Genomic DNA, 20,947 nt, shown 5'->3' on the forward strand with positions numbered 1-20,947 from the left:
GAATCCCCCATGGATATCCACCCGGTGGCGGTGCGCCCTGGTCAGAGGCGGCCTCCCGGGTGTGTCTTTTGGAACGGGGGTGAACCTATGGGGCCTCTGTGGACATTGGCCAGTGATCGACCGTGCGGTGAAGCCGTGAGAAACACCACACCGCCGGTAAGTCCCCGTGCAGTCAAGGCTCTTCGGCATATCGGTGGCACATGGCGCGCACGCCTGTTTGAATGCATCGTCCTCTGCGGCCGTCTGACCCACGGTCACACGCCGGATGCCCTCCCGGCATTCCTCAGGCGCTTCACGGACTCAACCCCCCTTTCACAAGGGGCTTTCGCAAGGGGGAACTCATGAATCTCGTACAGCGAATCATCGCCACCGGTGCGGTCACCGCGACCTGCGCCGGCGCGGTCGCCCTCGCATCGACCTACAGCACCTCCCACCACACCTCCGCCGAGCGCACGGCCACGGTCGTCGACGGCGCACCCGGCTACCTGGTCGAGGACTACAACTACCCGGGCGCCGACGCCATCAAGGCGCAGAAGGGCATCGTCCTCAAGCGTGGCGACGGCCACATCACGCTCGCCGACTGCGCCTCCAGCACCGGTCTGATGGAGGTGTACTCCCGCAAGGGCGAGAAGATCTGCTTCCGCGCCACCGGCCCCTCCGGCTACCTCAGCCTCGAAATCCCCTCCGTCTACGGAGTGAAGGGCGAAGCCGACCACGAGGCGGCCGTGCAGCTCACCACCGACGGGGCCACGCAGAGCATCGACGTCGGCAAGGGCGAGTGGAAGGCAGCCGGTGAGGCCGCCGACCCGGAAGGACGCGCCTTCGTCCTGGTCGAGATACGCACGAGCAAGTAACACCGAACCGCCTAAACGGGGAAGACGACCACACCACCATGACCACAACCGGCAAGCGATCCATCGCGCTCGCAGCCCTCGTGACCGCCGCCGTCATCGGCGCACCGGCCCTGTCCGGGCATGCCGTGTCCGGCAAGCCCGAGACCGACACCAGCCACGCCTACACCGCCCGCCTCGACATAGGCGGCGGCGCCAAGGCCTGCTCCGCGGCCCTGATCGCCCCCCAGTGGGTCGCCACCACAGCGTCCTGCTTCGCCGACAACCCGGCCCAGTCCATCAAGATCCCCGCCGGGGCGCCGAAACTGAAGACCACGGCGACCATCGGACGCACCGACCTGACCAGCACCGCCGGCACCGTCCGCGAAGTCGTGCAGCTCGTCCCGCGTGACGACCGCGACCTGGTCCTGGCCCGGCTGTCCGCGCCCGTCGCCGACATCGCCCCGCCCGGCCTCGCCACCGCCGCGCCCGCCAAGGACTCCGCCGTGTCGGTCACCGGCTACGGACGCACCAAGGACGAGTGGGCGCCGCTGAAGCTGCACGGCGAGAGCTTCCAGGTCGACCAGGTCAACACCACCGACTTCGCCGTCCACGGCACCTCCGGCGCGGCGATCTGCGCCGGCGACTCGGGCGCGCCCGTGTTCACCTCCGCCGGCCTGCTCGGCGTCGCCTCCCGCTCCGACCAGGGCGGCTGCTTCGGCACCGACGCCGCGCAGACCTCCACGGCCGGTGTCGTCACCCGCACCGACGACATCGCTGCCTGGGTCAAGTCCACCACCGAATCGGCCCCGTTCGCCGACTTCAACGGCGACGGCGTCGAGGACACCGCCGTCGGCGACCCCAAGGCCACCATCGGCGGCGACGCCGAGGCCGGTGCCGTCCACGTCGTGTACGGCGGCGGCAAGGGCACCACCGAACTGGACCAGGACCAGGACGTCGTGCCCGGCGGCGCGGAGGCCGGCGACCGCTTCGGCTACGCCCTGGCCACCGTCGACTACAACGAGGACGGCTACACCGACCTCGCCGTCTCCAGCCCGTACGAGGACGCCGAGTCCATCGCCGACGTCGGCATGGTCTCCGTCGTCTACGGCTCCCCGGCCGGCCTGGGCAAGGGCCGCGCCTCCGACAACTACGCCCAGGGCGAGGGCAACGGCGGCCTGAAGGGAGCGGCCAAGGAGAAGGGCGACCTGCTCGGCTACTCCCTTGCCGCCGGGATCACCCTCAACGACGAGCCGTTCATCGTGATCGGCGACCCGGGCGAGGACGTCGGTTCCGTCGTCGACGCGGGCTCCGTGGTGTACGTGCACGGCAACACCAACGTCTACCTCTCCCAGGACGCCGGCCTGCCGGGCTCCCCGGAGGCCGGCGACAAGGTGGGCACCTCCGTCGCGGCGGACATGACCAACATCGTGGTCGGTGTGCCGGGCGAGGACATCGGCGACAAGGCCGACGCGGGCGGCGTCGCCGTCCTGTCCCACAACCTGGGCCCGAACGGCAGGCCGATCGTGCGCGCGGGCATCGACCAGGACCTCGACAAGATCTCCGGCGGTGCGGAGAAGGGCGACGAGATGGGCAAGTCCGTCGCCATCATCCCGAAGGACCCGAACGACGACTCGATCATCGTCGTGGGCGCCCCGGGTGAGTCGATCGTCCCGTCCGGCGGCAGCACGAACGTGGCGAACGCCGGAACCGTCTTCGTCCTCGACTTCCCCGCCAAGAGCGACTGGTCGCAGCAGGCAGTGATCAACCAGGACCAGCCGAACGTGGTCGGCGGCGTCGAGACCGGCGACCGGTTCGGTGAGACCCTCGCCGCCGTCAACCTCGCCCCCGGCAAGACCGCGCCGGGCTGGGCCGACCTGCAGCTCGCGGTGGGCGTTCCTGGCGAGTCCCAGGGCTCGCTGGCCGGCGCGGGCTCCGTGCAGACCTTCTCCCTGGTGGGCGCGCCCGGCGACCACGACGACGTCCTGTACGCCGGTTTCAACAAGGTGCCGGGCACGCCGGGCGCGGGCCAACACCTGGGCCAGTACCTCGGGGTGTCCCCGACGCACGTCTCCATCGGCATGCCGAACGGCCCGCAGGCCGGCGGCGCGGTCTACCAGGTGCCGTGGAACAACGTGACGTCGCACGCGAGCGGCGTGGACGAGAACGTCACGGTGCTGCGGCCGGGGGCGGGCGGCGTCCCGGCGGGCGGCAAGGCGTTCGGCTGGGTCATCCAGTGACCCGCTGAACCGCACAACGAACAGCCGTACGTCTCTCCCCGCTCACGCGCGTGTGCCGTGTGGGCGGGGAGATGCGCGTGTCGTGGACGGGCGACCGGAAGAAGAACGGCTGAGAGGCCGTCACCGCCCGCGCGGCACCAGCATGTCGTCCGTCGGCCGGGGCCGGGCCGGGCCGGGCGTAGACCGCGCACCGGGTCATCCGCTCGTCGTGCCCTGCCCATGTCCGCAAACCGCCCTCCTCCACCACCAGGATCCGGTCCGTGTCGGGGGCCAGGCTCGGGTCGTGGGTGGTCATGAGCGTCGTACGGCCGTGGAAGAAGGAAAGCCGATTCCGCTGAGACCTCGGTCAAAGGCGACTGGGACGAGTTTTCGGACGGCCATGGGAACCAGGCGAGTACTCACACAGGTTTGGATGCAGAGAGGCGGCCCCGTCAGTGACGGGACCGCCTCGCGCATCGGCGTGGTCGAGGGTTACTGCACGATCGTGACCCGGTTCGCGACCGGCGGGGTGATCGGGGTCGTGGCCGAGGAGTTGGCCGTCAGGTACTGCTCCAGCGCCGTCAGATCGTCGGTGCCGACGAGGTCGCCGGTGCCCTGGCCCAGGGTGGGGAAGCCGTCGCCGCCGCCCGCGAGGAAGCTGTTCGTCGAGACGCGGTAGGTGGCCGTCGGGTCGATCGCCGCGCCGTTCAGCCTGATCGAGTCCGTGACGACCCGGTCGGCGCCGGTCTTCGTCAGGTCCAGGGTGTACGTCAGGTTGGCGGACGGCTGAAGGATCTTCGGCGCGCTCGCGTTCGTACCGGTCACCTGCTCCTTGAGGATCTGGACGAGCTGTGCGCCGGTGAAGTTCTGGAGGTTCACGGTGTTGGAGAACGGCTGGACCGTGAAACCCTCGGCGTACGTCACCACGCCGTCGCCCTCACTGCCCTTGGCCGCGTAGGTGAGGCCCGCCCGGACGCCGCCCGGGTTCATCAGCGCGAGGTCCGTCTCCGGGTCGAGCTCCTTGCCGTACCAGAGCTGGGCGTCCGCGATCAGGTCGCCCATCGGGGACTCGGTGCCCGTGTTCGGGACGTCCCCGGATATGTGGCCGATCGCCCGGTTGCCGATCGGCGCCGCCAGGGTGTTCCAGCGGGTGATCAGCTCGGTCATGTCGGGCGCCTTGGCGACGGTCCGGGTGACCACGTGGTTCGCCGACTTGACCGCCGTCCGCGCGATGTCACCGGTGTACCGGTCGTACGTCAGCGTCGTGTCCGTGTACAGCCGGCCGAACGACGCGGCCGAGGTCACCGTGCGCGGCTTGCCCGACGGGTCCGGGATCGTGCACGCGTACGCGGCGTGCGTGTGGCCGGTGACCAGCGCGTCCACCTGCGGCGTGATGTTCTTCGCGATGTCCACGATCGGGCCGGAGATGCCGTCGCCCGCGCCCGGGGAGTCACAGTTGTAGTTGTAGGAGGACGACGCCGGGAGACCGCCCTCGTGGATGAGCGCCACGATCGACTTCACGCCCTGCTTCTGCAGCACCTTGGCGTACTTGTTGATCGTCTCGACCTCGTCCTTGAACTTCAGGCCCTTGACGCCCTCGGCGGAGACGACGCCCGGGGTGTCCTCCAGCGTCACGCCGATGAAGCCGATCCTGACGTCCTTCTTCTTCCAGACCCAGTACGGCTTCAGGATCGGCTTGCCGGTCTTCTCGTCCAGCACGTTGGCCGCCAGGTACGGGAAGTCGGCGCCCTCGAACTTCTTGTCCGTGTAGCAGCCGGCCGTCGGGTGACAGCCGCCGTTCTGCAGCCGGCCCAGTTCCCTGGCACCCTCGTCGAACTCGTGGTTGCCCACCGACGTGACGTCCAGGTCGAGCTTGTTCAGCGCCTCGATCGTCGGCTCGTCGTGGAACAGACCCGAGATCAGCGGCGACGCGCCGACCATGTCACCGCCGGCCGCCGTGACCGAGTAGGCGTTGCCCTTGCGCGCCTCGCGCAGATGCGTCGCCAGATACTCGACACCGCCCGCGTCGATCGTCTTCGTCGTACCGTCCGCCTGCGTCTCGGTGACCCGGCCGGAGGAACCGGACGGCGGCTCCAGGTTGCCGTGCAGGTCGTTGAAGGACAGCAACTGCACGTCCTGGTAGCGGCTCGGCTGCGGCTTGCCGTGACTGCCGGTCTTGCCGGGCGTGCCGTCGTGCGCGTCCGCCGGGAGCGCGGCGGCCAGAGCGCCGGTGGTGGCGAGCGTGGCGGCCGCCGCGAGCAGGCGGTACGTACGACGTCTGCGACCGCGGTACGGCTGGGATGTGGCTGGCATGCGCCCCCCTGTGGATCGGCTGAAATAGGTGGCCCCGTCCGGCGCAGCCTAGATTCAACGCGCGTAGCGCGACAGGGGTTTCCGGGTTACATCCTGGTTTCCCTTTGGCCTCCCCTTTGCCCGCACTTTGTGCGGCCCTCCCCTTACCCTCGTACGCATGACCAGCGACGACACCGCACGGATCCCCGGCTCCCGATCCATCGAGACCCACTCCGAGCTCACCCCCGGACAGATCGGGGCCGTCCTCGACCTGCTCGCGGAGGCCGCCCGGACGGACGGCCAGCAGGCGGTGTCCGAACAGGGCCGGCTGCAACTGCGCGGAGGCCCCCGCGAGGGCGTCTCCCACCTGGTCCTCACCCTCGGCGACGAACTCGTCGGCTACGCCCAACTCGAGGACACCGACCCGGTCGAGGCGCCCGCCGCCGAACTGGTCGTCCACCCCTCCCACCGCGGCCACGGACACGGGCGCGCGCTCGGCTCCGCCCTGCTCGCCGCCTCCGGCAAGCGGCTTCGGGTCTGGGCCCACGGCGGCCACTCCGCCGCCCGGCACCTCGCCCAGGTGCTCGGCCTGTCCCTGTTCCGCGAACTGCGGCAGATGCGACGCCCGTTGACCGACCTCGAACTGCCCTCGCCGGTGCTGCCCGAGGGCGTGAGCGTCCGCACCTTCGTCCCCGGGCAGGACGACTCCGCCTGGCTCGCCGTCAACGCCGCCTCCTTCGCCCACCATCCCGAACAGGGCTCCCTCACCCAACGCGACCTCGACGACCGCAAGTCCCAGCCCTGGTTCGACCCCGCCGGCTTCTTCCTCGCCTTCCGCGGCGAGCGGCTCGTCGGCTTCCACTGGACGAAGGTCCACGCCGAGGAGCAGCTCGGCGAGGTGTACGTCCTCGGCGTCGCACCCGGTGTGCAGGGCGGCGGCCTCGGCAAGGCCCTCACCACGGTCGGCCTACGGCATCTCGCGGGGCAGGGGCTGCCTACGGCGATGCTGTATGTCGATGCCGACAACAAGGCGGCGGTGTCGGTGTACGAGCGGTTGGGCTTCGTCACCCACGAGACGGACCTGATGTACCGAACGGAGACGTGAGGGGCGCTCTGCGGGGTGCCGAAGTCGGGGTGCCGTCCTCTGGGGTTGCCGTGCCCTGGGGGCTGCGCCCCCAGACCCCCGCTTCGGCCCTTAAGGGGCCTCGTCCTCAAGCTCCCCCAGAGGGGGCACCCCCCAACGGGCTGAAAGCAGACACCCGACCGGCGTTCAAGGCGTCACCCCAGACGAACAGATCTACGCCAACTCCCCATCAACGGCTCCGGGGTCCATATCGCGCTCAGTGTCAGCGTTGCCCCCAATACCGCCGCCCATCTCACCTGGGTGGCGACCCAGTAAGGGTCGTGCGGAGTGCCCAGGAGGCCCCATTTGTTGGGGACCACGAGGGTCACGGCCGCTGCTACTCCCAGCCAGATCGCCATGGTCCTGCCCGCTTCCGGGGTCGCTGTGAAGCGGACGGCGAGGGTGGCGAGGGCCAGGGCCGTGCAGGACATGGCCGCTGCTTCGAGGGTGGCCGGGGCGAGGGCGGGGCGGGTCTGGGCCGGGACCAGGAGGAGGGCCGTCGCCCACCAGAGGGCGGTGAGCGGGGCGACGAGGGCCAGGCGTAGGGCGGTTCGCAGGGGGCGGCCCGCCGGTGTCGTCTCGGTCGTGTTGCGGGCGGGGTCGTCCAGGAGGAAGGCCAGGCCGAGTGCGCCGGTGAGTGCGGTGAGGCGCAGGACCAGTTGTCCCAGGTCGGCGTCGGGTGCGGTGTCCGGCAGCCGTGCCGTGGCCGCCAGCAGCAGGCCCACCCCGCCGGCCGTGGTCAGCGCCCGCCAGGGCAGGCTGCGCCACACCGGCGTCACCAGGGTCCTGAGCAGAGCCGCCGGGGCTCTCCTCGGCTCCACTTCCTCCGCTTCCTCCGCCTCCCGCGCTCCTGCTACTCCCCGCACTCCTCTGCCTCCTTCGGCACCTTGACTCCCAGCAGCTTCGCTGCCTGGGCGGTCGTCGTCTTCGCGGATGTCAGGTCCGCCCAGTGGGCCTTGACCCGGGCGGTCATCTCGGCGCGCGGGCGGTCCAGGAGCTCGCGGACCACCGTCGTCTGCGCCGCCGTCATGCTCAGTCCGTTCGTGGGAGCCAGGACCTCGCCCGAGCCGGAGATGGTGTCGTCCAGCCGCACGTTCTGGAAGGTCGCCAGCGGGGTGGGGTCCGCGCCCAGGACCAGCCACATGACCGTCACCCCGCGGGCGTCGCACATGTTCCGAGTCGTCACGTCCTCCGAACCGCCCACCAGCACCGCGGCCACTCCGACCGCGAACTCGGGGACCCGGTTGCCGCCCCAACGCGTCCCGACCGTCACCAGGCCCGGGGTGGCGGACGGGGTCAGAGCGCCGTCGACCTCCACCCCGCCACTGGTGTCGATGCGCTGGCGGATCGTCAGACGCGCGTCCGCCGCCGCGCCTCCCGCGAGGGACTGGACCCGGTCGACGACCTCCGCCCAGTCGGACCGCACACCGCCCCACTCGGAGAACGAGCAGTACGTCGAGCCGCCGTGCGTCGTGCACGACTGGACCTTCTGAGGCGTCTCGGACGCCGTCCTGCGCGCCGCTTCCAGCGCCGCCGTGTCACGCGGAAGCTGACCGATCACCCCGACCGCGGTGACCGCCAGGGCGAGGGCCGTCGCCGCCTTCACGGCTCGGGTACGGCCGCCGGACACCAGCAGCGCCACGCAGGCCAGCAGGACGCACACGCCCGTCACGTACAGCGCGTGCCAGCCGGCCGGGCGGCCGAGGAGGTCGGCGGGGACCGGGTCGCCGCCGCCCGAGTCGCCGAAGAGGATCGGGGAGAGCCAGCCCGCCCACGTGCCCTCGTTGCCGACGAGGGCGGAAGCCATGATGCTCAGCAGGTACACGGCGATGACGAACAGTATGGGAACGAAGGTGGAGGGCAGCAGACGCGCCAGCAGGACGCCGATGATGCCGGCCACAAGGACGACCAGCGGGCCCACGGCCAGCTCCCCGAACGAGCCGTACCCGATCGCGCCGGGCTTCAGCGCCTCCCAGGTGAACTCGGCCGCGACGACGAGCGCGGTGGCCGCCGCGTACGGGATCACGGACAGCACATGGGCGAGCGTGCGCCGCCAGGGTTCCATGGGCAGGACGCCGAGCTGCTGGACCGTGCCGTGCTTGCGCGAGCGCAGCGCGGCCGAGTTGGCGCAGATGAGCAGGGCGACGGCGAACAGCATCGGCGTCATCTGCGTGCGGCGGTCGACCGTGTTGAGGACGGGGAAGTCGTCCATGCCGTCGTTGCTCATCAGCCGCAGGGCGGCGAAGCCGACGTACAGGGCGAAGAGGAACAGCATCGGGGCCTGGAGGAGCAGCTCGCGGGCCTCGAAGCGGGCCATGGCGAGGACGGCTCCGGTGCGGTGGCCTTCGCGCGGGGGCTCGGTGAGCGTGACGGCGGGGTCCGTGCTCGTCGGGGTCGTGGTGCTCATGCCGGCAGCTCCGCGTTCTCACCGTCGAGGGCGAGCAGGTAGCCGTCCTCCAGGGTGGGTTCGAGGAGGTCGGCGCCCGCCGGCGGTTCGCCGATGTTGCGGAAGCTGCCGGTGCCGGTGCGCCAGCCGGCCAGGGCGTTCGGATCGCGTTGCGTGCTGCTCCAGACCCGGCCGTCCGCGCGGGCGGTCAGCTCGGCCGGGGTGCCCTCGAAGCGGATGCGGCCACGGGCCAGGACCACGACGCGGTGGCAGAGCATCGCCACGTCCTCCGTCTGGTGGGTGGACAGCAGCACCGTGCGCCCCTCGCCCGCCTGGGCGATCAACTCCCGGAACCGCATGCGCTGTTCGGGGTCGAGGCCGACGGTCGGCTCGTCCAGCACGAGGAAGGCGGGGTCGCCGACGAGCGCGGCGGCCAGGGCGACGCGCTGCCGCATGCCGCCGGACAGCCGCTTGATGCGCTTGCCGCGCACGTCCGACAGGTCGACGGCCTCCAGCACCCGCCGCACCTCGCGCAGCCGGGCGGTGCGGTCGGTCAGCTCCTTCAGGATCGCCACGTAGTCGACGAAGTCGAAGGCCGTGAAGTCCGGGTGGAATCCAGGGGTTTGGGGCAGATAGCCGAGGGTGCGGCGCAGGGCGAGGCGTCCGGCGGCGGTACCGGGGTCATGACCGAGGGCCGTGAACCCGCCCCCGTCAGCCGGCACAGCCGTGGCCAGCACCCGCAACAGGGTCGTCTTCCCGGCCCCGTTGGGCCCGAGCAGCCCGGTAACACCACGGCTCAGCCGCAACGACACCCCATCGAGGGCCCGGGTACCGCCAAAACGCAGGGACAGATCGGTCGCCGTCACAGTGACGGGTCCAAGGACCGCTCCGGCACCATGGCCGGTGTTGGACGCGGTGGTCATGCGGGGCTCCTGAAGATGCGGTGGACCGACGAACGGCGGCGAGTCGACGAGGCCGAGGCATGGGCCTGGGCCTGGGCCTGGGCCTGGGCCTGGGCGGGGGAGACAAGGGCGGGGGCAGTAGCGAGGGCGGGGGCAGCCGCGGGTACCGGGACAGTCACGAAAGCCGGAGCAGTCGCGAAGGCCGGGACAGTCGCAGGCTCCAGGGCAGTCACGGCGGCCGGGACAGCCACAGGGGCCAGAGCAGCCATGGGAGTCGGGTAGTGGCTCATGCTGTGCCGCTCTCCTGGAAGCCGGCCAGGGGGCGGGCGTCGAAGCGGTCTCGGGATTGGTAGAGGAGCAGGGCGGCGACGGCCGCTACCGCCGCCGCGGTGGACTGGCCCGCCGCTGTGAAGGGGGCGAGGGTGTCGTGCTCGGGGGTGCGGGTTGCGACCACCAGCAGCAGGGTCAGCCAGCCGCCGCCGACCAGGACGGGGGCGAAGACCGGGCCCAGCCGGGCGGTCAGCGCGAGGCCCGTCGCCGTGAGGGCGAGCGCGGGCAGCAGCCAGGACAGGGCCAGCAGCCCGTACCCCGGGAGGGCCAGCGTCGCCAGGCCGTTGAAGACCAGGCCCGCGGTGAGCACCGCGACCGTACGGATCATCAGCAGCCGGAAGCCGTGCAGCGGGGCGACGACCGCCATCTCGTACGTCGGGTCCAGGGACGGGCCGTACGACAGGGCGACCCCGGCGAGCGGGAGCAGCGGGGCGAGCGCGAGGAACAGCGCGGGCTGGTCCGCCACGCGCACCGCCAGAACCGTCATGACCAGGAGGAACAGCACCGACAGCAGCCAGGAGCGGCGCAGCACCGGCGTCGCCGCGAGCAGCCGCGCGGTGTGGTCGGCGACGCCGAGCCGCACCAGCAGCCGTTCGAGCAGGGCGGGCCGCGGCGCGTCCAGCTCGGCGTCCAGCCGCTCCCAGGCGGTGTCCAGCGCGACCGGGTCGGTGGTCGCCGCGAGCCGGGCCCGGCACGGAGCGCACCCGGTGAGGTGGGAGTCGGCGGACCACAGCAGGGGCGGCGCCAACTCGCCGTGCGCGTAGGCCCGCAGGTCTTCTTCAGCCACGTGCCATGTCATGCCAGGTCCTCCCTCGACTGCTCGTCGCCCGCGCGAGCGCGCAGGTCCACTCCGCTCACGTACCGCCGCGTCATGCCAGCGCCTCCCGCAGTTGCTTGCGGGCACGCAGCGCCCGCGTCTTGACGGTGCCGGGCGGGATGCCGAGCAGAACGGCCGCCTCCCGGGTGGTGAGCCCGTCTATGACGGTCGCTTGCAGGACGGCCCGCAGCTCCGGCGAGAGGCGGACGAGAGCCCCGGCGAGATCCCCGTGCTCCACCCCCGCGAGCACGCGCTCCTCCGCCGAGACCTCGTCGCGGTGGCGCAGCCGGGACAGCGCCTGCCGCAGCCGGCCGCGCGCCCCGTCGCCCCGCACGGCGTCGACCAGGCGGCGCGCTCCGATGCGCCAGAGCCAGCCGGCGGCGTCGCCGGAGGGGCCCTCCTCGCGGTAGCGGGCGGTGCCGCGCCACACCGCGAGGAACGTCTCCTGTACGACGTCGTCGACTATCCCGGCGTCGGCGCAGCGGCCGCGCAGGCGCGCGGTCAGCCATGGTGCGTACCGCCGGTACAGCTCCTCGAAGGCGTGACGGTCCCGGTCCGCCGCGATGGCCCGCAGCAGCTCCCCGTCGCTTCTCGTTTCGCTCACAACCCCTCATCGGACGAGCCCCGCCGATCGGTTCACGATTCCCGACACAATTTTTCCGGCCCGCGGGCGAGGGGCTCGAGCGCCCTTCCCCCACCCCGATCTCCCCACCCCGATCTTGAGATCCCCCACCCCGACTTCCCCACCCTGATCTTGACTTCCGTGCGGACTTGGACCACCCTTTCACTACTCAATTAGTGAAAGGGTGGTGTTCCGAGTGGTCGAATACCGCATCGACCGGCACAGCGGTGTCGCCACCTACGTCCAGATCGTCCAGCAGACCAAGCAGGCCCTGCGTCTGGGCCTGCTGGAGGCCGGCGACAAGCTGCCCACCGCTCGCGAGGTCGTCGAGGCGACCGCCATCAACCCGAACACGGTGCTGAAGGCCTACCGCGAGCTGGAGCGCGACGGGCTGGTGGAGGCCCGGCGCGGCCTCGGCACCTTCGTGCGGCGCGGGCTGCACACCCCGGCCGACTCGCCCCTGCGCGCCGACTCACCCCTGCGCACCGACCTGGACGTCTGGGCCGGCCGGGCCCGTGCGGCCGGGCTCGACCGCGACGACGTGGCCGCGCTCTTCACCGCCGTACTCGACGAACAGTTCGCCGCAGCCACGGCAACAGCCCCGGCAACGGCCACGGCCGTATCCCCGACCCCGACCCCGACCCCGACACCCGCCCCCGGCGACCCGCACACCCCTCAGGGAGACCCCTCATGACCGACACCGCCATGGCGGCAACCGCGCTCGGCAAGCGCTTCGGCCGGCGCGGAGGCTGGGCGCTGCGCGAGTGCACGTTCCACCTGCCCGCCGGACGCGTCTGTGCCGTCGTCGGCCCCAACGGCGCGGGCAAGTCCACGCTCCTCGCCCTCGCCGCCGGGCTGCTGGCCCCCACCGAGGGCCACCTCACCGTCCTCGGGACGGACCCGGCGTCCGCACGCGCGCGTGTCGGTTACGTCGCCCAGGACAAGCCGCTGTACCCGCAGCTCACCGTCGCCGAGACGCTGCTCGTGGGCGCCGACCTCAACCCGGGCCGCTGGGACGCCGAGACGGCCGAGCGGATCGTTTCCGCGGGCGATCTCGACCGCACGAAGAAGATCCGCGCCCTCTCCGGCGGCCAGCGCACCCGCGTCGCACTCGCGCTCGCCCTCGCCAAGCAGCCCGAACTGCTCCTGCTCGACGAGCCGATGGCCGACCTCGACCCGCTGGCCCGGCACGAGCTGATGGGCACCCTGATGGCGCGGGCCGCGCAGTACGGCACGACGATCGTGATGTCGTCGCACGTGGTCGCCGAGCTGGAGGACTCCTGCGACCACCTGCTGCTGGTCGGCGACGGCCGGATACGCCTCGCCGGTGAGCTCGACGACCTGCTCGCCGCCCACGCGCGCGTGAGCGCACCGGCCGAAGCCGCCGTCCCGGACCAGGGCCAAGCCCCGGCCCAGGCCCTCGCCCCGCACACGGTCGTCGAGTCGCGGGTCACCGGCCGGCAGCTCACCGCCCTGGTGCGTCCGGCGGGCCCGCTCGGCGACGGCTGGCGCACCTCGACGCCCTCCCTGGAGGAGCTCGTCCTCGCCTACCTGCGCAACCCGCAGGCCGCCCCGCTCACCCCGGTCGCGCCCGAGGAGGCCGCCGTATGACCGCACTCGCCGTCTCCCCCGCAGCCTCGAAGGACTCCGCCGGACGCCGTCCCGGACCGCGCTGGCTGCTGCGGCTGCACTGGCCCGCCCTGTACGCCTGGACCGGCCTCGTCGTCGTCCTGGCCGCCGTCCTGGGGTGGCTGTGGGGGCCGCTCACCGACAGTGCGGTCGAGGCCTGGCGGCAGTACCGCACGTGCCCCGACCTGCTCCCCTGCCAGTACGACCAGGACGCGATCGTCCGCTACAAGAGCGTGTACATGTACACGACCGGCGCGCTGACCGCGCTGCCCTTCCTGGTCGCCGCGTGGGCGGGCGCCTCCCTGTTCGGCCGCGAGCTGGAGCACGGCACCGCGCAGCTCGCCTGGACGCAGAACGTGTCCCCGACCCGCTGGCTGGCCACCAAACTGGCCGTGCCGACCGTCCTGGTCGCCGCCGGCACGGGCCTGCTGGTCGCGCTGCACCACCTGATGTGGTCGGCGGGCGACGGCCGCATCGACACCGCCAAGACCTGGACCGACGAGCTCACCCTGCACACCAACGGGACCACCACCGTCGCGTTCGCCCTGATCGGAGTGGCCGGCGGCGCCTTCGCGGGCGTGCTGCTGCGCCGTACGCTGCCCGCGCTGATGCTCGCCTTCGGCCTCGTCGCCGCCGCGCGGGTGCTCACCTACCTGGTCATGCCCTCCATGTGGCCGGCCGTCACCCGCGTCACCAGCCTCGCCGAGGGCTACCGCGGCTCGGGCCTCAAGGTCGACTCGGGCCTGGTCACCGCGACCGGCGCGCACATCGCCGACCCCGGCTGCGGGCCGACGTCCGCGGTCCCCGACTGCGCGGAGGTGTACGCCCGCCTCGACGCCACCGGCTTCTACACCAGGTACCACCCCGAGTCCCACTACTGGCCCCTCCAGGCGACCACGACCGCCGCCCTGCTGGCCGTGGCCGCCGCCCTCACCGTCGCCACGTTCGTCATGCTCAGGCGCACGACCGCCACCCGGCCCGGCGCCACCAGGCCCAGCGCCCCTGAGAGCGCCCCCGAGAGCGCCCCGGAGAGCGTCGTATGACCGCCGTCGCCGATGCGCACCCGCGCCCCCGCGCCGCCGTCGACCTCCCCCACCACGCCGCCTGGGGCACCGCCCGCACCGTGCTGCGCGTGCACCGGGCCGCCGTCCGGGTCTGGGCGCTGGTCGTGGTGGTCCTGAGCGGCTGGCTGGTGTGGTTCACCGAGACGGCCGCGAAGGACGCGCGCGCGGAGATGGCGGCCTGCGACCGCGCGGGGCAGGACTTCTGCGACCTGACCGTCGGCATGATCGGCTACAGCGCGACGGTCGACTGGGTCGGCCTGCTGACCTCGTACCTCTTCCTCGCCGTGGCCGCCTTCGCGGGCGGCGCGCTGGTCGGGCGCGAGCTGGAGAACGGCACCGCGCGACTCGCCTGGACCCAGGGCGTGACCCCGGCCCGCTGGCTGGCCGCGAAGCTCGCCGTGCCCGCGCTCGTGGTGACCGCCGGCGCCACCGTCCTCGTCCTCGTGTTCCGCTGGGCCTGGGGCGCCGACCACGAGCTGCTGTACGACGGCTGGATGTCCGACACCGCGTACCTCTCGCGCGGCCCGGCCACCGTCGCGTACGCCCTGTGCGCGCTCGCCGTCGGCGCCGTCGCCGCGCTCCTGCTGCGCCGCGCGCTGCCCGCCCTCGCCGTCTCCGTGGCCGCGACCGGGCTGCTCGGCCATGTCGTCGCACAGTTCCGCGCCTCCTTCTGGCCCGCCGTGACGGTCACCTCGCCGAGCCCGACCGGGGACGTCGACTACCCGGTGTCCGCGTGGGAGCTGGAGAGCGGCTCCATCATCCACGGCCGGCACGTACCGGACTTCCCCTACTGGCAGTGCGACGGCACCGCGGCCGAGACCCGGCGCTGCCTGGCCGACCTGGGCGTCGAGGGCTCCTACGTCACCTACCACCCCGAGTCCCACTACTGGCCCCTCCACCTCGTGGAGACCGGCGTCGTCCTCGCCGTCACGGCCGCCGCGACCGCCGCCGCCTTCTGGCTCCTGCGCCGCCGCACGCCCTGACCTCGCGAGCCCTGGGTGCGTACGTCCCTCATCCCTACGGAGGAGGACGGGAAGGACGTACGCACCCCTCGTCCCCCGGCCTGCCCGGAAAGGCCCGTGACCTCGCGCGACTTCCGCGAGCCGCCCCCCGATATCCCGCACGCCATGTCGCCGTAACCAACGGTTCAGACGACCTTGCGACGCTCTGTGAATGAACCCCGACGTGCCCGAGCCTTCGCCGCCCCCCGAGGGGAATCACCCCTACGGGACGACCGCCGCGCTCCCTCTCGCACGTTCCGACGCGCCCGTCACGCTGTTGGCGCGAAAGAATGGGTCCATGAGCCAGTCAGACGCCCAGGCAGAGGTCCAGCACGCGCAGCCCTCCGTGGGCTCCATAGCCGCGCACCGCCCGCACACCGTGTCGGCCGTGGTGTCCGACCTGGAACCCGACATCGACGCCGACCTCGACGCGTACGAAGAGTCACCCTACGACGGCCCCGAGCTGCCCCAGGGCCGTTTCCTCGACCGGGAGCGGAGCTGGCTCGCCTTCAACGAACGCGTCCTGGAGCTCGCCGAGGACCCGAACACGCCCCTCCTCGAACGGGCGAACTTCCTGGCCATCTTCGCCAGCAACCTGGACGAGTTCTTCATGGTCCGGGTGGCCGGACTGAAGCGCCGTATCGCCACCGGCGTCGCCACCCGCTCCGCCTCCGGTCTCCAGCCGCGCGAGGTGCTGGAGATGATCTGGGCCCGTTCGCGCGAGCTGATGGCCCGGCACGCCGCGACCTACCACGAGGACATCGCGCCCGCCCTCGCGGAGGAGGGCATCCACCTGGTCCGCTGGAGCGAGCTGACGGAGAAGGAGCAGGCGCGCCTCTTCACCCTGTTCCGGCACCAGATCTTCCCGGTCCTCACCCCCCTCGCCGTCGACCCCGCGCACCCCTTCCCGTACATCTCGGGTCTGTCGCTGAACCTCGCGGTCGTCGTCCGCAACCCGGTCAGCGGCCACAAGCACTTCGCGCGCGTCAAGGTGCCGCCCCTGCTGTCCCGCTTCCTGGAGAGCTCCCCCGGCCGCTACGTCCCCATCGAGGACGTCATCGGCGCCCACCTGGAGGAGCTGTTCCCGGGCATGGAGGTGCTGGAGCACCACGCCTTCCGGCTCACCCGCAACGAGGACCTCGAAGTCGAGGAGGACGACGCAGAGAACCTGCTCCAGGCCCTGGAGAAGGAACTCATGCGGCGCCGTTTCGGGCCGCCGGTGCGCCTGGAGGTCGAGGAGTCCATCGACCGCGAGGTGCTCGACCTGCTGGTGCGCGAGCTGAAGATCAGCGAGGCCGAGGTCTACCCGCTCCCCGGCCCCCTCGACCTCACCGGTCTCTTCCGCATCCACGGCCTCGACCGTCCCGAGCTGAAGTACAAGAAGTTCATCGCCGGCACCCACCGCGACCTCGCCGAGGTCGAGTCGGCGTCCGCGCCGGACATCTTCGCCGCCCTGCGCAGCCGCGACGTCCTGCTGCACCACCCCTACGACTCCTTCTCGACGTCCGTGCAGGCCTTCCTGGAGCAGGCGGCGCTGGACCCGGACGTCCTCGCCATCAAGCAGACCCTGTACCGGACCTCCGGCGACTCGCCGATAGTCGACGCGCTGATCGAGGCCGCCGAGTCCGGCAAGCAGGTCCTCGTCCTGGTCGAGATCAAGGCCCGCTTCGACGAGCACGCCAACATCAAGTGGGCGCGCAAACTGGAGGAGGCCGGCTGCCACGTCGTCTACGGCCTCGTCGGCCTGAAGACGCACTGCAAGCTGTCCCTGGTGGTCCGCCAGGAAGGCGACACGCTGCGCCGCTACTGCCACGTCGGCACCGGCAACTACCACCCGAAGACGGCCCGGCTCTACGAGGACCTCGGCCTGCTCACCGCCGACCCGCAGGTCGGCGCGGACCTCTCCGACCTGTTCAACCGGCTCTCCGGCTACTCCCGCCGCGAGACCTACCGCCGGCTGCTGGTCGCCCCCAAGTCCCTGCGCGACGGCCTGATCTCGCGCATCGACAAGGAGGTCCAGCACCACCGCGCCGGACGTCCCGCGCACATCCGCATCAAGGTCAACTCGATCGTCGACGAGGCCCTCATCGACGCCTGCTACCGCGCGTCCCAGGCGGGCGTGCAGGTCGACGTGTGGGTGCGCGGCATCTGCGCGGTGCGTCCGGGCGTGCCGGGGCTGTCGGAGAACATCCGGGTCCGCTCGATCCTCGGCCGCTTCCTCGAACACTCCCGCGTCTTCGGCTTCGGCAACGGCGGCGAGCCCGAGGTGTGGATCGGCAGCGCGGACATGATGCACCGCAACCTCGACCGCCGTATCGAAGCCCTGGTCAGGGTCGTCGACCCGGCCCACCGGGCGTCCCTGAACCGGCTGCTGGAGACCGGCATGTCGGATGCCACCGCCTCCTGGCACCTCGGCCCGGACGGCGAGTGGACCCGACACGCGACGGACACGGACGGCGCGCCCCTGCGCAACGTCCAGGAGATGCTCATAGACGCGCGGAGGCGCCGGCGTGGCACAGCGACACCATGACCTGACGGACCTCACGACCGGGCCCGTGACCACGGGGGACGCCCTCGCGGGCTACCTCCGTGACCAGGCCACGGAATTCCTGCGCGCCCTGCGCCTGCACCGGGAGACGGGGGGCGCCACCTCGCACAGCCCGGCGCACGCCTCGGCGCACGCCCCGGCGCACCGTTCGTCCACCCGCGCGGCCGGGGATGCGGCGGGCAGCGCGGAGGAGCGCGTCGACGCGGTGCGCGCCCTGCGCCGCTCGGCCCGCCGCATCAGCGGCAGCCTGCACACCTTCCGGCCCCTCCTCGACGCCGAGTGGTCCGAGGGCATCCGCCCCGAACTGGCCTGGCTGTCCGGCACCCTGGCCCTGGAGCACGCGTACGGCGCCCGGCTGGAACGCCTGCTGCTGGCCCTGAACCGGCTCTCGGGCGCCACGCCCACACCGGTGCCCACGCAAACGCCCGGCACGAGCACCGGCGACCGGTCCACGGCCTCCGCAGCCGCCCCCCGGCCGGCCACCGCCCCCGACCGCGGCAGCCTCACCGTCGGCGCGGCGAAGGCGGGCGCGCTCCTGGACCGGCAGCTCACCCTCGCCCGCACCCGGGCCCACTCCACCGCCCTCCAGGCCCTCGGCTCCGCCCGCTTCCACGCCGTCGCCGACCAGGTCGCCGTCCTCGCCAGCGAGGTCCCGCTCACCCCCGCCGCGCCCGCCACCGACCTGCGCCCGCTCGCCGGGGCGGCCGAGGAGCGGCTCGGCGACGCGGTCGGCGCGCTCCCGCTGCTCACCGCGGGCAGCCCGTACAACGCGGAGGCCCTGATCCACGGCCTGTCCGCGGAACCGGCCCCGCACCCGCAGGACGCGCCCTGGCACCAGGTCCGGCTGCTGCTGCGCCTGCACCGGTACGCGTACGAGGTCGTCCACGGCCGCGGCACCCCGCTGGACGTCCGCCTGCTGACCGCAGGTCAGGCCCTCGACCGGCACCGCGACGCCTCGGAGGCGGCGTCCGCCGCGGCGCAGGCGGCCCGCACGCCCCGGATCGCGCCCGCGACCGCGTACGCGCTCGGCGTGCTGCACGCGGACCAGCGGCACGAGGTGGAGGCGGCGCGGTACGCGTTCCAGCGCTCCTGGCAGAAGCAGACCATCGGCACCCCCTGACCCCCTCCCCCCTAGGCGGTGAGCACCGAATGACCACGGCGGCAGACAACCCCGACGAGATCACCGTCCAGGCGGCCGGCTGTGTCCTGTGGCGCCGTTCCCCGGCCGGGGGTGAACTGGAGGTGTGCCTCGTCCACCGCCCCAAGTACGACGACTGGTCGCACCCCAAGGGGAAGCTGAAGCGCGGCGAGGAGCCGCTCGCGGGCGCGCTGCGGGAGGTCGAGGAGGAGACGGGCTACCGCGCGGCGCCCGGCACCAGGCTGCCGACGGTGTCCTACGAGGCGAACGGCCGCCCCAAACAGGTCCGCTACTGGGCGGCCGAAGCCGTGTCCGGCGCCTTCGCCCCGAACGACGAGGTCGACCGCCTCCTCTGGCTCCCGCCGCCGGCCGCCCGCGACCGGCTCACCCAGCCGAGGGACCGCACGCTCGTGGACGCCCTGCTCGACGTCCTTCACCTGGCATAACGGGTACGGACAACCGGGCACGCGCGTACGAAGAGACCGGGCGTACCCGGTGCCGACGACCGGGCGCGCACGGCCCCCACGGCCGGGCAGGCGCCGGAACCGGCCCGTGTCCTCGACGTAAGCGTTCCGTGACCTAACCGCACCGTCCCTAGGGGTTCACCCTCCGTTTACCAGCGCCCGTGAGCGCCTTCACTTGATCTGCCTAATTTCGGCCTTACGCGGTGCGGCACGCGGCCAACGGGGACGCGCGCACACCGAGCAGACTTCGCACACTCCGCACGCCGCCGGAATTCAGGCCGACGGCTCCTGGAAGGATCTTCCTCAAGTGAAGCTTCAGCGCATGAACCGGCGGGCTCTCTCCCTCGGTGCTCTCGCCGTCTCCGGCGCCCTGGCCCTCACGGCGTGCGGCTCCGACGACACTGGCTCCAGCAGCAGCGGCAGCAGCAGCTCCTCGGCCACCGCGGCCGCCGGGTCCATCAAGTGCGACGACGCCAAGGGCCAGCTCCTGGCCGACGGCTCCTCCGCGCAGAAGAACGCGATCGACGCCTGGGTGAAGAACTTCACGCAGGCCTGCTCCGGCGTCCAGGTCAACTACAAGGGCTCCGGCTCCGGCGCGGGCGTCACCGCGTTCACGCAGGGCCAGGTCGCCTTCGCCGGCTCGGACTCCGCGCTGAAGCCCGACGCCGTCGCCGCCTCGAAGTCGGTCTGCTCCGGCGGCCAGGGCATCGACCTGCCGATGGTCGCGGGCCCGATCGCCGTCGCGTACAACGTCGAGGGTGTCAAGGACCTCGTCCTGGACGCCGCGACGATCGCCAAGATCTTCAACGGCAAGATCACCAACTGGAACGACGAGGCGATCAAGAAGCTCAACCCGAGCGCCAAGCTGCCGGACCAGAAGATCCAGCCGTACCACCGCTCGGACGAGTCGGGTACGACGGACAACTTCACCAAGTACCTGATCGCCACCGCCAAGACCGACTGGCCCTACTCGGGCGGCAAGGCCTGGCAGGCCAAGGGCGGCCAGTCCGCGGCCGGTTCCTCCGGTGTCGCCCAGGGCGTCAAGCAGACCCCCGGCGCGATCGGCTACATGGAGCTGTCGTACGCCAAGGACGGCCTCGGCACCGTCGCCGTCAACACCGGCGCGGCCGCCCCGGTCAAGGCCTCCTCCGACGGCGCCACCAAGGCCGTCGCCGCCGCCCAGGTCGTCGGCACCGGCAGCGACCTGTCGCTGAAGCTGGACTACGCCACCAAGGCCGACGGCGCCTACCCGATCACCCTGGTCACGTACGAGATCGTCTGCGACAAGGGCAACAAAGCCGCCACCCTGCCCGCCACCAAGGCGTTCCTGCGCTACATCGCGAGCACGGACGGCCAGGGCGTCCTGTCCGGCATCGACTACGCGCCGATCCCCGACGCCATCATCACCAAGGTCCGCTCCACCATCGAGGGCCTGAGCTGATCTGAGCGGTGCGGTCCGGCGCCGGGGAGACCCGGCCCGGACCGCACCCGTCCGGTGCACCGCCGCCAGGGGCCACCCGCAAGCCGGCCCCACCCGAGCCGCCCACCCACTCGCAGGGCGGCTCCGCAAACCGGAGACCCC

General features: G+C 72.1%; 17 protein-coding genes. 11 read left to right on the forward strand and 6 right to left on the reverse strand.

Annotated elements, in window-relative coordinates; genetic code table 11:
* The first annotated feature begins 341 nt into the window (after window positions 1-341).
* Together BMZ82_RS28250 and BMZ82_RS28255 are read left to right on the forward strand one after the other, a co-directional pair.
* Entirely contained in the window at window positions 342-854 is a 513-nt protein-coding gene (locus BMZ82_RS28250; protein ID WP_093780220.1) for a hypothetical protein, read from the forward strand.
* A gap of 38 nt (window positions 855-892) precedes the next feature.
* On the forward strand, window positions 893-3,070 hold the full coding sequence (locus tag BMZ82_RS28255) for a trypsin-like serine protease (protein ID WP_093780221.1): 2,178 nt from the start codon (window positions 893-895) through the stop codon (window positions 3,068-3,070).
* 471 nt (window positions 3,071-3,541) lie between these two features.
* Here the strand turns inward: BMZ82_RS28255 and BMZ82_RS28260 are convergent, their stop codons facing one another.
* Window positions 3,542-5,362, reverse strand: a complete 1,821-nt coding sequence (locus BMZ82_RS28260) for a bifunctional metallophosphatase/5'-nucleotidase (protein ID WP_093780222.1) — start codon at window positions 5,360-5,362, stop codon at window positions 3,542-3,544.
* Window positions 5,363-5,519: 157 nt separating this feature from the next.
* Here BMZ82_RS28260 and mshD point away from each other — a divergent pair, with 157 nt between their 5' ends.
* Entirely contained in the window at window positions 5,520-6,446 is a 927-nt protein-coding gene (gene mshD, locus BMZ82_RS28265) for a mycothiol synthase (protein WP_093780223.1), read from the forward strand.
* A gap of 173 nt (window positions 6,447-6,619) precedes the next feature.
* Here the strand turns inward: mshD and BMZ82_RS28270 are convergent, their stop codons facing one another.
* The 5 genes from BMZ82_RS28270 to BMZ82_RS28295 form a co-directional block, all read right to left on the reverse strand.
* Window positions 6,620-7,330 (reverse strand): ABC transporter, encoded by a 711-nt coding sequence (locus tag BMZ82_RS28270; RefSeq protein ID WP_256252150.1) that lies wholly within the window; start codon window positions 7,328-7,330, stop codon window positions 6,620-6,622.
* Window positions 7,318-8,871, reverse strand: coding sequence for an ABC transporter permease (locus BMZ82_RS28275; protein WP_093780224.1), 1,554 nt, complete (start codon window positions 8,869-8,871; stop codon window positions 7,318-7,320). Before BMZ82_RS28275 ends, BMZ82_RS28270 begins: the two co-directional genes overlap by 13 nt.
* On the reverse strand, window positions 8,868-9,773 hold the full coding sequence (locus BMZ82_RS28280) for an ABC transporter ATP-binding protein (protein WP_093780225.1): 906 nt from the start codon (window positions 9,771-9,773) through the stop codon (window positions 8,868-8,870). Before BMZ82_RS28280 ends, BMZ82_RS28275 begins: the two co-directional genes overlap by 4 nt.
* 265 nt (window positions 9,774-10,038) lie before the next feature.
* Window positions 10,039-10,881: an anti-sigma factor family protein gene (locus tag BMZ82_RS28290; protein ID WP_093780227.1), complete on the reverse strand. Its 843-nt coding sequence runs from the start codon at window positions 10,879-10,881 to the stop codon at window positions 10,039-10,041.
* A gap of 70 nt (window positions 10,882-10,951) precedes the next feature.
* On the reverse strand, window positions 10,952-11,503 hold the full coding sequence (locus tag BMZ82_RS28295) for an RNA polymerase sigma factor (RefSeq protein ID WP_093780228.1): 552 nt from the start codon (window positions 11,501-11,503) through the stop codon (window positions 10,952-10,954).
* A gap of 214 nt (window positions 11,504-11,717) precedes the next feature.
* Between BMZ82_RS28295 and BMZ82_RS28300 the strand changes: the two genes are divergently transcribed.
* From BMZ82_RS28300 to pstS, 8 genes are all read left to right on the forward strand, one after another.
* Window positions 11,718-12,215 (forward strand): GntR family transcriptional regulator, encoded by a 498-nt coding sequence (locus tag BMZ82_RS28300; protein WP_093780257.1) that lies wholly within the window; start codon window positions 11,718-11,720, stop codon window positions 12,213-12,215.
* The gene (locus BMZ82_RS28305; RefSeq protein ID WP_093780229.1) at window positions 12,212-13,132 is read left to right on the forward strand and encodes an ABC transporter ATP-binding protein; all 921 of its coding nucleotides are present in this window, start codon (window positions 12,212-12,214) and stop codon (window positions 13,130-13,132) included. The genes BMZ82_RS28300 and BMZ82_RS28305 overlap by 4 nt, the downstream gene beginning before the upstream one ends.
* Window positions 13,129-14,193, forward strand: a complete 1,065-nt coding sequence (locus BMZ82_RS28310; protein WP_093780230.1) for an ABC transporter permease — start codon at window positions 13,129-13,131, stop codon at window positions 14,191-14,193. The genes BMZ82_RS28305 and BMZ82_RS28310 overlap by 4 nt, the downstream gene beginning before the upstream one ends.
* On the forward strand, window positions 14,190-15,197 hold the full coding sequence (locus tag BMZ82_RS28315; protein ID WP_256252151.1) for a hypothetical protein: 1,008 nt from the start codon (window positions 14,190-14,192) through the stop codon (window positions 15,195-15,197). Before BMZ82_RS28310 ends, BMZ82_RS28315 begins: the two co-directional genes overlap by 4 nt.
* Window positions 15,198-15,387: 190 nt before the next feature.
* Window positions 15,388-17,745: an RNA degradosome polyphosphate kinase gene (locus BMZ82_RS28320; protein ID WP_371271316.1), complete on the forward strand. Its 2,358-nt coding sequence runs from the start codon at window positions 15,388-15,390 to the stop codon at window positions 17,743-17,745.
* Entirely contained in the window at window positions 17,726-18,883 is a 1,158-nt protein-coding gene (locus tag BMZ82_RS28325; RefSeq protein ID WP_093780232.1) for a CHAD domain-containing protein, read from the forward strand. The genes BMZ82_RS28320 and BMZ82_RS28325 overlap by 20 nt, the downstream gene beginning before the upstream one ends.
* Window positions 18,884-18,912: 29 nt before the next feature.
* Complete coding sequence (locus tag BMZ82_RS28330; RefSeq protein ID WP_093780233.1) at window positions 18,913-19,347, forward strand: NUDIX hydrolase; 435 nt, start codon at window positions 18,913-18,915, stop codon at window positions 19,345-19,347.
* Window positions 19,348-19,672: 325 nt separating this feature from the next.
* Entirely contained in the window at window positions 19,673-20,806 is a 1,134-nt protein-coding gene (gene pstS / locus BMZ82_RS28335) for a phosphate ABC transporter substrate-binding protein PstS (protein WP_093780234.1), read from the forward strand.
* Window positions 20,807-20,947: the final 141 nt, after the last annotated feature.

The sequence above is a fragment of the Streptomyces sp. yr375 genome, assembly GCF_900110755.1.
GTDB lineage: Bacteria > Actinomycetota > Actinomycetes > Streptomycetales > Streptomycetaceae > Streptomyces.